At 72.6% G+C, this 14211-nt stretch carries 13 protein-coding genes; 6 read left to right on the top strand and 7 right to left on the bottom strand.

Annotated elements, in window-relative coordinates:
- Positions 1-34: 34 nt before the first annotated feature.
- From OIE51_RS06535 to OIE51_RS06520, 4 genes are all read right to left on the bottom strand, one after another.
- Positions 35-961 (bottom strand): amino acid ABC transporter permease, encoded by a 927-nt coding sequence (locus OIE51_RS06535; RefSeq protein ID WP_326596200.1) that lies wholly within the window; start codon positions 959-961, stop codon positions 35-37.
- Positions 958-1632, bottom strand: coding sequence for an amino acid ABC transporter permease (locus tag OIE51_RS06530; protein WP_326596199.1), 675 nt, complete (start codon positions 1630-1632; stop codon positions 958-960). The genes OIE51_RS06535 and OIE51_RS06530 overlap by 4 nt, the downstream gene beginning before the upstream one ends.
- A gap of 94 nt (positions 1633-1726) precedes the next feature.
- Complete coding sequence (locus OIE51_RS06525) at positions 1727-2539, bottom strand: glutamate ABC transporter substrate-binding protein (protein WP_326596198.1); 813 nt, start codon at positions 2537-2539, stop codon at positions 1727-1729.
- A 59-nt stretch (positions 2540-2598) separates the two neighbouring features.
- The gene (locus tag OIE51_RS06520) at positions 2599-3384 is read right to left on the bottom strand and encodes an amino acid ABC transporter ATP-binding protein (RefSeq protein ID WP_326596197.1); all 786 of its coding nucleotides are present in this window, start codon (positions 3382-3384) and stop codon (positions 2599-2601) included.
- Between the two features lie 237 nt (positions 3385-3621).
- Here OIE51_RS06520 and OIE51_RS06515 point away from each other — a divergent pair, with 237 nt between their 5' ends.
- Together OIE51_RS06515 and OIE51_RS06510 are read left to right on the top strand one after the other, a co-directional pair.
- A complete protein-coding gene (locus OIE51_RS06515) occupies positions 3622-4311 on the top strand; it encodes a response regulator transcription factor (RefSeq protein ID WP_326596196.1) in 690 nt (229 codons plus the stop codon).
- A gap of 19 nt (positions 4312-4330) precedes the next feature.
- Positions 4331-5779 (top strand): sensor histidine kinase, encoded by a 1449-nt coding sequence (locus OIE51_RS06510; protein ID WP_326596195.1) that lies wholly within the window; start codon positions 4331-4333, stop codon positions 5777-5779.
- Here OIE51_RS06510 and OIE51_RS06505 read toward each other — a convergent pair.
- Together OIE51_RS06505 and OIE51_RS06500 are read right to left on the bottom strand one after the other, a co-directional pair.
- Positions 5742-8798 carry an alpha-mannosidase gene (locus tag OIE51_RS06505; RefSeq protein WP_326600527.1) on the bottom strand — a complete coding sequence of 1019 codons (3057 nt, stop codon included), beginning with the start codon at positions 8796-8798 and terminating at the stop codon, positions 5742-5744. The genes OIE51_RS06510 and OIE51_RS06505 overlap by 38 nt on opposite strands.
- A gap of 40 nt (positions 8799-8838) precedes the next feature.
- Positions 8839-9837 (bottom strand): TAXI family TRAP transporter solute-binding subunit, encoded by a 999-nt coding sequence (locus OIE51_RS06500; protein ID WP_326596194.1) that lies wholly within the window; start codon positions 9835-9837, stop codon positions 8839-8841.
- 66 nt (positions 9838-9903) lie between these two features.
- Here OIE51_RS06500 and miaB point away from each other — a divergent pair, with 66 nt between their 5' ends.
- Both miaB and OIE51_RS06490 read left to right on the top strand, forming a co-directional pair.
- Positions 9904-11415: a tRNA (N6-isopentenyl adenosine(37)-C2)-methylthiotransferase MiaB gene (gene miaB, locus OIE51_RS06495; protein WP_442811873.1), complete on the top strand. Its 1512-nt coding sequence runs from the start codon at positions 9904-9906 to the stop codon at positions 11413-11415.
- Between the two features lie 49 nt (positions 11416-11464).
- Positions 11465-12172 (top strand): hypothetical protein, encoded by a 708-nt coding sequence (locus OIE51_RS06490; protein ID WP_326596192.1) that lies wholly within the window; start codon positions 11465-11467, stop codon positions 12170-12172.
- A 46-nt stretch (positions 12173-12218) separates the two neighbouring features.
- Here the strand turns inward: OIE51_RS06490 and OIE51_RS06485 are convergent, their stop codons facing one another.
- Positions 12219-12413: a gliding motility protein gene (locus tag OIE51_RS06485; protein ID WP_326596191.1), complete on the bottom strand. Its 195-nt coding sequence runs from the start codon at positions 12411-12413 to the stop codon at positions 12219-12221.
- Between the two features lie 139 nt (positions 12414-12552).
- Between OIE51_RS06485 and miaA the strand changes: the two genes are divergently transcribed.
- Entirely contained in the window at positions 12553-13500 is a 948-nt protein-coding gene (gene miaA, locus OIE51_RS06480; protein WP_326596190.1) for a tRNA (adenosine(37)-N6)-dimethylallyltransferase MiaA, read from the top strand.
- Positions 13501-13612: 112 nt separating this feature from the next.
- Positions 13613-14176, top strand: a complete 564-nt coding sequence (locus tag OIE51_RS06475) for a hypothetical protein (RefSeq protein WP_326600525.1) — start codon at positions 13613-13615, stop codon at positions 14174-14176.
- Positions 14177-14211 lie beyond the last annotated feature (35 nt).

The raw sequence follows: 14211 nt of genomic DNA, 5'->3' as shown, positions 1-14211 counted from the left end.
GGCGTCAAGTCGGCCCCCGTTCGGGCCGCTTGGCCTAGGTTCTGGTATCGGGACCCTGTCCGAGGCGATATGGCCCGGGTACGTCCCCGGCGATGTCCATCTCCTCGGTGGTGGTGGTCGACAGTACCGCACCGGTGGTGCGCTTGCCCCGGCGGATCCGCCCTTCCAGCCAGCCCGCGAAGCTGGTCAGGAGGAAGTTCAGCGCGACGAAGACCGCCGCGGCCATCGTGTAGGCGGCGATGGTGTTGGAGTAGTTGGTCGAGACGAGCCGGGCGTTGCTCAGCAGCTCGCTGTAGCCCAGCATGACGCCGCCGAGCGCCGTGTCCTTGACGATGACCACCAGCTGGCTGACGATCGCCGGGAGCATGGCCGTCACCGCCTGCGGCAGCAGCACGTGGACCATCGTCTGGCCCTTGCGCATGCCGATCGCCTGCGCCGCGTCGGACTGTCCCCTGGGCAGGGACAGCACGCCGGCCCGGACCACCTCGGCCAGCACCGAGGCGTTGTACAGCACCAGACCGGTCACCACCGCGTAGAGCGGGCGCACGTCCCGCTCGACGTTGCTCCACAGCGCGTACGCCTCGTTGGCGAACAGCATCAGCAGCAGCACCGGGATGGCGCGGAAGAACTCCACGACCGCGCCCGCCGTGCCCCTGATCCACGAGTGGTCGGACAGCCGCCCGATGCCGAGCACCGCTCCCAGCGGCAGCGCGATGACCAGGGACAGACCCGCCGCGGTCACGGTGTCCTGGAGGCCGGGGAGCAGATAGGTCGTCCACACGCGGGAGTCGGTGAAGAACGGCTCCCACTTGTCGGCGTCCAGCTGGTTCTTGTCGTCGAGCTGCTGCCACACCCACCAGCCGACGGCCGCGAGGACGACGAGGAAGAGGACGGCGTAGACGGCGTTGCGGACCTTGGCGCGCGGCCCGGGGGCGTCGTAGAGAACGGACAGGTCACTCATCGCTTCACCGCCACGCGCTTGGCCACCCAGCCGAGCAGCAGCCCGGTGGGCAGGGTCAGGACCATGAATCCGAGGGCGAACAGGACGGCGATCGGGATCAGCTCCGCTTCGTTCTCGATCATCTCCCGCATCAGCAGCGCGGCTTCGGCGACACCGATCGCCGCGGCCACCGTGGTGTTCTTGATCAGGGCGATCAGTACGTTCGTCAGCGGCGCCACCGAGGTGCGGAACGCCTGCGGGAGAACGATCAGCCGCAGCACCTGCGAGAAGCTCAGACCGAGGGCGCGCGCCGCCTCCGCCTGGCCGACCGGGACCGTGTTGATCCCGGAGCGCAGCGCCTCGGAGACGAAGGTGGAGGTGTAGGCGATGAAGCCGAGGACCGCCAGCCGGAAGCCGAGCGTCTCGGCGTCGCGGTCCGTCCACATCTCCATGCCCAGGGTCTGGTTCAGGCCCAGGGAGCAGAAGACGATCAGCAGGGTCAGCGGGGTGTTGCGGAAGATGTGCACATAACCGGCGGCGAAGGCACGCATGATCGGCACCGGGCTGACGCGCATCGCGACCAGTGCCGTTCCCCAGATGAGCGAGCCGATGGCGGAGAAGACGGCGAGCTCAATCGTCGTCCAGAAGGCCCCGAACAAGTCGTATCGATCGAGATCAAGGAAATCGAACACGGAATCTCTCAGTCTCGCGTCGAGAATGCGGGAAGAGCGGGAAGAGGCGTGGCGCGCCGGCGCTGACCGGCGCGCCACTCAGGGCGCCGACCGATCAGTCGGTTTCCGTGATCTCCGGAGCGGGCTCGGCCTCGTAGCCGGCCGGACCGAAGTTCTCCGCGACGAAGCCCTCCCACGAGCCGTCGTCGACCATCTGCTGGAGGGCCGCGTTGACGTCCTCCCGCAGGTCGGAGTCCTTCGGCAGGCCGACGCCGTAGTGCTCGTCGCTGAGCTCCAGTCCGGCGAGCTTGAACTTGCCCTGGTTCTGCTCCTGCGCGGCGTACCCGGCGAGGATGGAGTCGTCCGTGGTCAGCGCGTCGACCGTGCCGTTCTCCAGACCGGTGAGGCACTCGGAGTAGGTGCCGAACTGGCGGAGGTCGGCGTTCGGCGCGAAGTCCTCCTGCACGTTCTGCGCGGAGGTGGAGCCGGTGACCGAGCACAGGGTGAGGGAGTTGATCGCGTCCACGTCGGCGACCTCGTCGTCCTCGCGGATCAGCAGGTCCTGGTGGGCGAGGAAGTACGGGCCGGCGAAGTCGACCTGCTGCTTGCGCTCGTCGTTGATCGAGTAGGTGGCGACGATGAAGTCCACGTCGCCCCGCTTGAGGAGGTTCTCGCGCTCGGCGCTGGGCGCCTCCTCCCAGGTGATCTGGTCCGGCTCGTAGCCCAGCTCGCCCGCGATGTAGGTGGCGACGTCGACGTCGAAGCCCTCGTAGGTGCCGTCCGGCGTCTTCAGGCCCAGACCCGGCTGGTCGAACTTGATGCCGATGGTGATGCCGTCGTCGCTGTCATCGCCGCCACCACAGGCCGTGGCGGTCAGGGAGAGAGCGAGGACGGTGGCGGCCAGCGCGCTTGCCTTGCGGAGTCTCATCGTGGGAAATCCCCTTGTCCTGGGTCGGATCGGGTGGGTACGGGAAGGTGTCGCCGCGCTCAGTGCTGGAGGATCTTGGACAGGAAGTCCTTGGCCCGGTCACTGCGCGGGTTGTCGAAGAACTGGTGCGGCTCGGCCTCTTCGACGATCCGGCCGTCGGCCATGAACACCACGCGGTTCGCGGCGGAGCGCGCGAAGCCCATCTCGTGGGTGACGACGACCATGGTCATCCCCTCACGGGCGAGCTGACGCATGACTTCGAGGACTTCGTTGATCATCTCGGGGTCCAGCGCCGAGGTCGGCTCGTCGAAGAGCATCACCTTCGGCTCCATCGCCAGCGCGCGGGCGATGGCGACCCGCTGCTGCTGGCCGCCGGAGAGCTGCGCGGGGTACTTGTCCGCCTGGTTGCCGACGCCCACCCGGTCCAGCAGCGCGCGGGCCCGCGTCTCGACCTCGGCCTTGTCCTTCCGCCGCACCTTGACAGGGCCGAGTATCACGTTCTGCAACACCGTCTTGTGCGCGAAGAGGTTGAACGACTGGAAGACCATGCCCACGTCGGCCCGCAGCCGGGCCAGCTCCCGGCCCTCCGCCGGGAGCGGGACGCCATCGATGGTGATGGTCCCGGAGTCGATCGTCTCCAGGCGGTTGATCGCACGGCACAGCGTGGACTTGCCGGAACCGGAGGGACCGATCACGACGACGACTTCGCCGCGCTCGATGGTCAGATCGATGTCCTGAAGCACGTGCAGGGCGCCGAAGTGCTTGTTCACGCTGTCCAGGACGACAAGGGCGTCCGCCGGCGGCGGGGTCGCGGCGGAGTCCTTGGTCAGCGGCGCATCGCTCATCGTGGAGTTGCTCCATCCTTGTCGGTTGCAGGGACCCTAGCCAGCGTGTCGATACAGCGTCAGCAGATCTGAGCGGAAATTGAGCATAACGATCCAGACGCTCGCCGAACACACACAGTCACCGGAGGCTGCCCAGCGTGCGCGCGGCCCGACGGAACCGTCGACTCCGGCCACGCCACTTGACGCCACCCGGCATCATCAGCATGGACGTGTGAACGGCATGATTGGAGAGCGCGAATGAGACTGCTCCTTGTCGAGGACGACGAGCACGTCGCCGCGGCCCTGGTCGCCGTGCTCGGCAAACACGGCTTCGACGTGGTCCGCGCCCGCGGCGGGGAGGAAGCGATCAGCCTGTTGCACGACCGCTCCTTCGGGGTCGTGCTCCTCGACCTCGGGTTGCCCGACGTGGACGGCTTCGAGGTCTGCGGCCGGATCCGGCGCATCGCCTCGGTGCCGGTGATCATGGTGACGGCCCGCTCCGACGTGCGCTCCCGCATCCACGGCCTGAACCTCGGCGCCGACGACTACGTGGTCAAGCCCTACGACACCGGCGAGCTGCTCGCCCGCATCCACGCCGTCAGCCGCCGCACGGGCCCGGAGGAGACCGCCGACGCCGGCGAGGAGACGGCCGACGTGCTGGCCCTGGGCCCCATCACGGTCGAGCTGGCCACCCGCCAGGTCTCTGTCGACGGCCAGCAGGTGGCGCTCACCCGCAAGGAGTTCGACCTGCTGGCGCTGCTCGCCCAGCGCCCCGGCGTCGTCTTCCGCCGCGAGCAGATCATCAGCGACGTCTGGCAGACGAGCTGGGAGGGCACCGGACGCACCCTGGAGGTGCACGTCGCCTCGCTCCGCGCCAAGCTGCGCCGGCCCGAGCTCGTCGAGACCGTCCGCGGCGTCGGCTACCGGCTCGCGCTCCCGGCCGCCTGACCGGGATTCGCCGACGACCATGCGCTCACGCCTGCTCCCCCTCCTCATCGTGCTGCTGGCCGGCGTGCTGCTCGCGCTCGGCGTGCCGCTGGCCACCAGCCAGGCCCGCAGCGAGCAGCAGCGGGTCATCGTGGACCGCATCGACGACACGGCGCGCTTCGCCTCCCTCGCCCAGTACGCGGCGGACGCCGCGGCCGGCGATGCCGCGGACGAGGCGGCGGAGACCCTCCGTGCCGATCTCGCCCGGTACTACGAGGTGTACGGGATCAGGGCCGGGGTCTTTTGGCGCGACGCCGAGCCCATGGCCGTCGCGCCGAACGACTGGCGGGTGCCGGGCGGGACCGCCGGCGAGGAGTTCGCGGAGGCCCTGGCCGGGCGCCGCAGCCAGGGCCCGTCGCAGGTGTGGCCCTGGGACGGCGACCGGCGGCTGATCGTCGCCTCGCCGGTGATCAGGGACGGCGACGTGATCGCTGTCGTCCTCACCGACTCGCCCACCGGCGCGCTGCGTTCCCGCGTCCTGCGCGGCTGGCTGGCCATCGCCACCGGGGAGGCGGCCGCCATGCTGCTGGCCGTCGGCGCGGCGTTCCGGCTCGCCGGCTGGGTGCTGCGCCCGGTGCGCGTGCTGGACAAGGCCACCCACGAGATGGCCACGGGCCGGCTCACCGCCCGGGTCGCCACCGCGGCCGGGCCGCCGGAGCTGCGGCGGCTGGCCCGCTCGTTCAACGAGATGGCCGACAACGTCGAGGAGGTGCTCCGTCAGCAGCGCGCCTTCGTCGCCGACGCCTCCCACCAGCTGCGCAACCCGCTCTCCGCGCTGCTGCTCCGCATCGACCTGCTCGCCCTCGAACTCCCCGAGGACAACCCGGAGGTCGCCTCCGTCCGCACCGAGGGCAAGCGCCTGGCCCGGGTGCTGGACGGTCTGCTCGACCTCGCCGTCGCCGAGCACACCCCCGCCGACCTGCGGGTGACCGATGTGGCGGCCCTGGTCGCGGAACGGGTCGCCGCCTGGCACCCGGTCGCGGACCGGCGCGGCGTCGCCCTGCGCCTGGCCGGGCCCCCGGCGGCCACCGGCTGGTCCGATCCGGTGGGGCTCTCCAGCGCGCTGGACGCGATCGTCGACAACGCCCTGAAGTTCACGCCGGGCGGCGGCGAGGTGCGCGTCACCGTGTCCACCGATCGCGACGGCGTCACCATCGAGACCGCCGACGACGGGCCGGGACTGGAGGACGCCGAGCTGGAGCGCATCGGCGACCGCTTCTGGCGCAGCGGCCGGCACCAGAACGTCTCCGGCTCAGGACTCGGCCTGTCCATCGTCGCGGCCCTGCTCGCCGCCGCGGGCGCGGACATCTCCTACGCCCGCAACGCGCCGCACGGCCTGCGCGTGACCGTCACCGTGCCCCGGGACGCCCCCGAGATCCCCGGGCTCATCGTCACGGGCGCGCAACGGCCCGGGCCAGGCGCAGCGTGAGGATCTGGTGCGGGCGCAGCGCCAGCTCCACCCGGCCATCTGCCCCGGCCCGGTAGGCCGGCGCGTCCGCCAGCGGCCGTTCCAGCAGGTCGGTCGCCGTCACGGAGACCGTCGCGAAGCCCGTCCGCAGTCGGCCGCGCGCCCGGCCGCCGCTCGATTCGTACAGCCGGACCACCACGTCCCCGCCGCGGTCGTCCGCCAGCTTCACGGCCGCCACCACCAGCCGGCCGTCGTCCTCCTCCACGGTGACCAGCGGCTCGACGGCCGCGTCGCCGGGGACCGCGCGCTCGGGCAGGTTGATCCAGTGGCCCTCGCGGACGGCGTCGCCGATGGTCGCGCCCGGCGCCAGCGCGTATCGCAGCCGGTGGGCGCCTTGGTCGGTCTCCGGATCCGGATAGCGCGGAGCGCGCAGCAGGGAGAGCCGCACCGTGGTGGTCTGGCCGCCGTCCGCGCGGATCTCGCGGGTGACGTCGTGGCCGTAGGTGGAGTCGTTGACGACCGCCGCGCCCCAGCCGGGCTCCTCGACGTGCAGCCACCGGTGGGCGCAGATCTCGAACTTCGCCGCGTCCCACGAGGTGTTGGTGTGGGTGGCCCGGAAGATGTGCCCGAACTGGGTCTCCGCCGCCGACCTGTCCGCCTTCACGTCCAGCGGGAAGGCCGCCTTGAGGATCTTCTCCCGCTCGTGCCAGTCGATCGCGCTGTCCACCTCCAGCACGCGCGCGCCGGCCCGCAGCGTCAGCCGCTGCGTCACCCGGGAGGCGCCGAACGAACGGACCACCTCAACCGTGGCCGCCTCGCCGCCGTCCTCGGTCAGGGCCAGAGCCCGGGCGTCCACCAGGTCCGTGACGTCATGCCGGTAGAAGGCGTCGAGGTCCCAGGCGTCCCAGCGGTTCGGCAGGTCGGGGTGGAGCTGGAGCAGGTTCCCCGCCCGGCCCGGCGCGATCGCCTCACGGCCGACGGCCAGATCGACGGCGGAGACCACCAGGCCCCGGCCGTCGATGCCCACCCGCAGCAGGCCGTTGTCGAGCGTGAAGCCCCCGCCGTCCCGCGCCCCGGCCGTCACCGGAGCGGTCACCGGAGCGGTCACCGGGCCCGGGCGGGGGCGCGCGCCGCCGGCCGGGATGCCGCCCCTGGCGTGCGGGGCCGCGTTGAACACCACCGTGCCGGGGCCCGTGCCCGCCAGCGCCCGCTGCGCGCCGTCCACGATCTCCAGCAGCTCGGCCCGCACCCGCGCGTACGCCGCCCCGGCCTCCCGGTGCACCCAGGCGATGGACGAACCGGGCAGGATGTCGTGGAACTGGTGCAGCAGCACCGTCTTCCATAGCCGCTCCAGGTCCTCGTACGGATACCCGTAGCCGGGCGAGCGCACCGCCGCCGTGGCCGCCCACAGCTCGGCCTCGCGCAGCAGCGACTCGCTCCGCCGGTTCCCCTGCTTCGTCCTCGCCTGTGAGGTGTACGTGCCCCGGTGCAGCTCCAAGTACAGCTCCCCGACCCACACCGGCGCGTCCGGATACTCGGCGCGCGCCTTCCCGAAGAACGCGGCCGGCCGCTCGATCTCCACCCGCGGCGAGCCCTCCAGGTCCCGCAGCCGCCCGGCCCGCGCCAGCATCTCCCGGGTGGGACCGCCCCCGCCGTCGCCCCAGCCGAACGGCACCAGCGAGCGCGTGCCCCGGCCCTTCTCCCGGTAGTTGCGGGCCGCGTGCGCGACCTGTGCCCCGCCCAGATCGGAGTTGTACGTGTCGACGGGCGGGAAGTGGGTGAAGACGCGGGTGCCGTCGATGCCCTCCCACCAGAAGGTGTGGTGCGGGAAGGCGTTGGTCTGGTTCCACGAGATCTTCTGGGTGAGGAACCACTCGGACCCCGACAGCCTCACGAGCTGCGGCAGCGCCGCCGAGTACCCGAACGAGTCGGGCAGCCACACCTCCCGTGTCTCGATCCCGAACTCCTCCAGGAAGAACCGCTTGCCGTACACGAACTGCCGGGCCATGGCCTCCCCGCCGACCATGTTGGTGTCCGACTCCACCCACATGCCGCCCACCGGCACGAACGTCCCGGCCGCCACCTTCTCCCGGACCCGCGCGTACACCTCGGGCCGGTGCTCCTTCAGCCAGGCGAACTGCTGCGCCTGCGACATCGCGAAGACGAAATCCGGGTGCCCGTCCATCAGCGCCGTCACATTGGCCGCCGTGCGCGCCACCTTCCGCACCGTCTCGCGCAGCGGCCACAGCCACGCCGAGTCGATGTGCGCGTGGCCGACCGCGCTCAGCCGGTGCGCCGAGGCGTGCGCGGGCGAGGCGAGCACCCCGGCCAGGCACCGGGCGGCGGCCGGGGCCGTGCCCGTGACGTCGTCCAGGTCGAGGGCGTCCAGCGCGCCCTCGACGGCCCGGAGCACCGTCCAGCGCCGCGCGTCGTCCACGGAGAGCTGCCCCATCAGCCCGCTCAGCACCTCCAGGTCCTGCACCAGCTCCCACACGGTCGTCTCGAAGACGGCCAGATCCATCCGCGCCAGCCGGTACAGCGGCTCGTCGCCCGAGGTCAGCCGGTCGCCCCGGTCGCTGGGCCGCTGCTCGGTCAGGATCGGATTGGCCGCCGCCTCGACGTACAGCTCGACCTCCTCGCCACCGGCCGCCGCGTCCGCGACCCGTACCCAGTCGTTGGCCGGATGCAGGCCCTTCACAGCACGGCCGTCGGGGCGGTGGACCAGCCCCTCGCACTGGAACCCGGGCAGCCGCCGGTCGAAGCCGAGGTCGAGGACCGCCTCCACCACCCGCCCCGCCCAGGCCCCCGGCACCCGTCCGGTGACCCGGAACCAGGTGGTGCCCCACGCCGGACCCCACGTGTCGCCCGCCGCGGCCGGCCGGTAGCGCGCCGCCAGCCCCTCGGCGACCGGCACCGGCTCACCCGGCGCGTCCCATCGCTCGACGGCCAGTGGCACCGGATCGCGGTGGATCGCCGGCCTGAGGCGCTCGCTCAGCACCCGGTGCAGGCGGTTCTCCACGAGGCTGCGGTCGTCGTGCACGGGGGACTCCGATGTCATGTCCGGTGGGGAGTGCGGAGGCTCAGGACTTGGCCGCGCGGTAGTAGGCGGCGGCGCCCGGGTGGAGTGGGAGCGGCTGGGTGTAGATGGCGGTCCGCAGATCGACCCGCTGGGCCGCGTGCACGTACTGCCCGATGCGGTCGCGGCCGTTGATGATCGACTCGGTGATCTGCTCGGCGACCGCGTCGTCCATGCGGTCGGTCGTCACCAGGAGGTTGGCCACCGCGATGGTGTCGATCGTGCCGGTGCCGGAGATGTCGGGATAGGCGTCCGGCGGCATCACCGCCGCCCGGTAGTAGGCGGCCTGGTCCCCCTGGGCGGCCAGCGTGTCCAGCAGGTCGCCCAGCGGGACCAGCCGGATGTCCACACGGTCGGCGAGCTGTTTGATGGCGGTGGTGGGCAGCCCCCCCGACCAGAAGAAGGCGTCGATCTCGTGGGACTCCAGCAGCGTGGGCATCCTGTTGATGGCCTCCCGGACCGGCTCGACGCCCGTGTCCATGTCGAGTCCGGCCGCCGCGAGCAGCGCCCGCGTCACCAGCTGCACGCCCGAGTTGTCCTGGCCCACGCCGACCCGCAGGCCCGCCAGGTCGGCGGTCCGGTGGACGGGGGAGTCCTCGCGGACGACGAGTTGGAGGTAGTCGTCGTAGAGTCGGGCGCAGGCCCGCAGCCGGTCGGCCCCCTCGCGGTCGTCGGCCTGATAGGTCGCGATGGCGTCGGCGGTGGCGATGGCGAAATCGGCCTCGCCCGACACCAGCCGCTCGATGTTCTCCCCGGAGCCGACGCTCGGCTCCAGCATGAGGCGGAGATCCGGCGCGTCCCGCTCCAACTGCTCCTCCAGGAGCTGCCCGTACCGGGCGTACACCCCGGTGATCACCCCCGTGCTCATGGTCACCTCGCCCGACGGGCTGTCGTCGTTTCCGACCAGGGGCCGCCAGATGAGCGCCGCCAGCACGGTCAGGACCACGGCGAGGCCCAGCACGAGCGGCCAGGGGCGCCGCCGCAGAGGACGCACGGAGAGCACACGGGCAAGCTACCAGCGGAACGTAGACTTGGGGACCGGCCCTCACTGGTCACTGAATCGAATCGAATGGGATCGAGTTCTCGCATGCCCGAAGTCACGCGCACCTACCAAGTCAGGACGTTCGGCTGCCAGATGAACGTCCACGACTCGGAACGGATGGCCGGGCTGCTGGAACGGGCCGGCTACGTCCCCGCCGCCGACGGCGCGGACGGCGCCGACATCGTCGTCTTCAACACCTGCGCCGTCCGGGAGAACGCGGACAACCGGCTCTACGGCAATCTGGGCCAGCTCGCGCCGCGGAAGGCCGCCCGCCCCGGCATGCAGATCGCGGTCGGCGGCTGCCTGGCGCAGAAGGACCGCGACGCGATCGTGCGCCGCGCACCCTGGGTGGACGTGGTCTTCGGCACGCACAACGTCGGCAGCCTTCCGGTGCTGCTGGAGCGGGCCCGGATCCAGCGCGAGGCGCAGGTCGAGATCGCGGAGTCGCTGGAGGCGTTCCCCTCCACGCTGCCCACCCGCCGCGAGAGCGCGTACGCGGCCTGGGTCGCCATCTCCGTCGGCTGCAACAACACCTGCACCTTCTGTATCGTCCCGGCGCTGCGCGGCAAGGAGAAGGATCGCCGGCCCGGTGACATCCTCGCCGAGGTCGAGGCCCTGGTCGCGGAGGGCGTCACCGAGATCACGCTGCTCGGCCAGAACGTCAACGCCTACGGCTCCGACATCGGCGACCGCCGGGCGTTCTCCAAGCTGTTGCGCGCCTGCGGACGGATCGAGGGCCTGGAGCGCGTCCGCTTCACCTCGCCGCACCCGCGCGACTTCACCGAGGACGTCATCGAGGCGATGGCCGAGACGCCGAACGTGATGCCGCAGCTTCACATGCCGCTCCAGTCCGGCTCCTCCCGCGTGCTGCGCGCGATGCGCCGCTCCTACCGGCAGGAGCGCTACCTCGGCATCATCGAGCAGGTGCGCGCCGCCATCCCGGACGCCGCCATCACCACCGACATCATCGTGGGCTTCCCCGGCGAGACCGAGGAGGACTTCGAGGAGACCCTGCACGTGGTCCGCGAGGCCCGCTTCGCCCAGGCGTTCACCTTCCAGTACTCCAAGCGCCCCGGCACCCCGGCCGCCGAGATGCCGGGGCAGGTGCCGAAGAAGATCGTGCAGGCGCGGTACGAGCGTCTGGTCGCGCTCCAGGAGGAGATCTCCTGGGCGGAGAACAAGAAGCAGGTCGGCCGCACGGTCGAGGTGCTGGTCGCCGAGGGCGAGGGCCGCAAGGACGACGCCACCCGGCGGCTGTCCGGCCGCGCCCCCGACAACCGCCTGGTGCACTTCGCCCGCCCCGACGGCCCCGCCCCGCGCCCGGGTGACGTCGCGACCGTCGAGATCACCTACGCCGCCCCGCACCACCTGCTCGCCGAGGGCCCGGTCAAGAATGTCCGGCGCACCCGGGCCGGCGACGCCTGGGAGCTGCGCCACGCGGCCCCGGCCGAGCCGGCGGCGGGCGTCATGCTCGGCCTGCCCTCGGTCGGCGCCCCGGCGCCGGCGGCGGAGCCGGCCGGGGGGTGCGCGGTCTGCTGAGGCCGCGCGGCCCCGCGGAGATCCACAAGCCAGGCCCTAAGCTGCCGACATGCTTGTCGCCGCCGCCGTGTGCCCGTGTCCGCCGCTGCTGGTGCCCCAGGTGGCCGGGGGTGCCGCCGCCGAGATGGACGACGCCCGCGCCGCCTGCTACGACGCCGTCGCCGTCCTCGCCGCCGCCCGCGCCGACCGGCTGCTGGTGGTCGGGCCGGCCGAGCCGCCCGACCGCGGCGCGTTCCCCGCGGGCACGCGCGGATCGCTGCGCGGCTTCGGCGTGGACGTCGAGGTCGGCCTCGGGAAGGGCGAGCCGGGGGAGCGGGAGCTGCCGCCGTCGCTGACCGTGGGCGCCTGGCTCCTGGAGCGCACCGGGTGGCGCAACGCCCCCGTCGAGGGACTCGGCGTCGGTGAGCCGCTGGAGCCGGAGCGCTGCGCCGAGGTCGGCCGCGAGCTGGCCGCCGGGCCGGAGCGGCTGGCCCTGCTCGTGATGGGGGACGGCAGCGCCTGCCGCTCGCTCAAGGCCCCCGGCCACCACGACGAGCGCGCCGCCGCGTTCGACGCCGCCGCCGCGCGGGCGCTTGGAGGGGCCAACACCGCCGCGCTCGCCGCGCTCGACGCCGGGCTGGCGCGGACGCTGCGCGCCGCGGGGCGCTCGGGCTGGCAGGTGCTGGCCGGGGCGGCCGAGGGGGCCGGGCTCGCCGGACGGCTGCTGTACGACGCGGCACCGTACGGCGTCGGGTACTTCGTGGCGTCCTGGTCCTGACCCGGCCTTCCGCGACCGCCCGTCCCCGGGCGGTGGCGCCGCCGGTCTACTTGCGGGCCTCCTCACCCGCCTCACGGTCGGCCGCCTCACCCGCGGTCTGCTTGGGGATCCCGACGCCGTCGCCGTCGGCGCCCTCGGCGGCCGGCGTCTCCTCCGGCGCCGCACCGGCCTCCCCGGCCGCCGTGCCGGACGGCTGCTTCCTGTCCTGTCCGCGGCCCTTCAACCAGGCAAAAACACCCATAACCACTCCTGATATCACTTGTGTGGGTGATGTCCCGCCCGCTGACGACGGGCGGAACCTCTGAACGAGAAACGACCCGCGCGGTCCCGCGTCACGTCGCTCGTTCGAGGGCTTCCGGCCGATCTGGAAGACTGCCCGCGTGAACGCCGCAGCCTCCGCCCCGCAGGTCGTCGCCGTGGTGGGACCCACCGCGGCCGGAAAATCCGATCTCGGGGTCGCGCTGGCCAGGCGGCTGGGCGGCGAGGTGATCAACGCCGACTCCATGCAGCTCTACCGGGGCATGGACATCGGCACGGCCAAGCTGACCCCCGTCGAGCGGCGGGGCGTCCCGCACCACCTGCTCGACATCTGGGACGTCACCGAGACCGCCAGTGTCGCCGCGTACCAACGGCTGGCCCGTGACCACGTCGACCGGCTCCTGGCGGCCGGCCGCGTCCCGGTCCTGGTCGGCGGCTCCGGTCTCTATGTGCGCGCCGCCGTCGACCGGCTCGACTTCCCCGGCACCGACCCGGGAGTCAGGGCCAGGCTGGAGGCCGACCTCGCCCGCCACGGCAGCGGCGCCCTGCACGCCCGCCTCGCCGCCGCCGACCCGCCCGCCGCCGAGGCCATCCTCGCCAGCAACGGCAGGCGGATCGTCCGCGCCCTGGAGGTCATCGAGATCACCGGCCGCCCGTTCACCGCCAACCTGCCCGGACCCGCCGAGGAGCGCGGCGTCTACCGCACGCTCCAGATCGGCGTCGGCGTGGACCGAGCCGAGCTCGACACCAGGATCACCGCCCGCGTGCACCGGATGTGGGCCGCCGGCCTCGTCGACGAGGTCCGCGCCCTGGAGGGGGCCGGTCTGCGCGCCGGGCTGACCGCCTCCCGGGCGCTCGGCTATCAGCAGGTGCTCGCCGCGCTGGCCGGCGAGTGCACCGAGGAGGAGGCCCGCGAGGAGACCGTCCGCGCCACCCGGCGCTTCGCCCGCAGGCAGGAGAGCTGGTTCCGCCGCGACCCGCGCGTGCGCTGGCTGAGCGGGGCGCGCGAGGCGGCCGGGCAGCTTGAACAACGGGCGTGGGAGCTGCTCGAACGAGCGGTCACATCCTGATCACGTGATGGCATCGGGACGCTCCAGGCACCCGGGAGTGGCCGGATCGCGTGCCATCATCGAGCGATGTCGCAGGTATGAAACCGTTGAGCAGTAGGGAGGGCGCGTGGCGATGGAGGCCGGCCCTCGCGAGAGCAACGGCACGACGGAAGGCTTTCCGCCCCGGCGTACCACCGACGATCCGCTCGTGCCCGACGGGTTCGGGGACGCCCTGTCGGCGAGTTCCCTGGACCCCCTCGACGACCTCGACCCCCTGGGCCACGCTGACTCGGCGCACCGCGTCGACGCCGCCGGTCCGGGCGGCGAGGCGGTCGAGATCATCGACGACTTCCGCGGCGACGAGTCCTACGCCGACCTGCGGCCCCCCCGGCGGCTCCGCCTCGCGCTCTTCGCGCCCATCGTGCTGCTGAGCCTCGTCGGCTCGCTGATGTTCGCCTTCCCGCTCGCCTTCGCCTTCGACGAGGCGGGCTCCGTCGTGGCCATGCTCGGCCTCCTCATCGGGTGCAGCGCCGCCGGCTGGGGCATGATGGCCGCCCGCCGCGCCGGTTACACCTGGCCGGGGCTCCCGCCGCGCGGCTCGGGCCGCCGACCGGACTGGCGGCTGCTGGCGCTGTACGGCCTCGGCGTCCTGCTGCTGGCCGTGCTCGCGGTCCTGCGCGTCGCCGCCCTGCGCTGAGTGTCGTCACGATCCGTTACCATCGGGTGGGTGGG

Origin of the sequence: Streptomyces sp. NBC_01803, from assembly GCF_035917415.1 — a bacterium.
In the GTDB taxonomy this organism is placed as follows: Bacteria; Actinomycetota; Actinomycetes; order Streptomycetales; family Streptomycetaceae; genus Streptomyces.
This window is presented reverse-complemented; position numbering and strand designations above follow the sequence as displayed.

Bases quoted from the DNA above. Each gene is read 5' to 3' on its own strand.
- OIE51_RS06535 (WP_326596200.1), bottom strand. From the start codon at position 961: ATGAGTGACCTGTCCGTTCTCTACGACGCCCCCGGGCCGCGCGCCAAG.
- OIE51_RS06525 (WP_326596198.1), bottom strand. From the start codon at position 2,539: ATGAGACTCCGCAAGGCAAGCGCGCTGGCCGCCACCGTCCTCGCTCTC.
- OIE51_RS06520 (WP_326596197.1), bottom strand. From the start codon at position 3,384: ATGAGCGATGCGCCGCTGACCAAGGACTCCGCCGCGACCCCGCCGCCG.
- OIE51_RS06515 (WP_326596196.1), top strand. From the start codon at position 3,622: ATGAGACTGCTCCTTGTCGAGGACGACGAGCACGTCGCCGCGGCCCTG.
- OIE51_RS06510 (WP_326596195.1), top strand. From the start codon at position 4,331: ATGCGCTCACGCCTGCTCCCCCTCCTCATCGTGCTGCTGGCCGGCGTG.
- miaB (WP_442811873.1), top strand. From the start codon at position 9,904: ATGGGATCGAGTTCTCGCATGCCCGAAGTCACGCGCACCTACCAAGTC.
- OIE51_RS06490 (WP_326596192.1), top strand. From the start codon at position 11,465: ATGCTTGTCGCCGCCGCCGTGTGCCCGTGTCCGCCGCTGCTGGTGCCC.
- OIE51_RS06485 (WP_326596191.1), bottom strand. From the start codon at position 12,413: ATGGGTGTTTTTGCCTGGTTGAAGGGCCGCGGACAGGACAGGAAGCAG.
- OIE51_RS06475 (WP_326600525.1), top strand. From the start codon at position 13,613: ATGGAGGCCGGCCCTCGCGAGAGCAACGGCACGACGGAAGGCTTTCCG.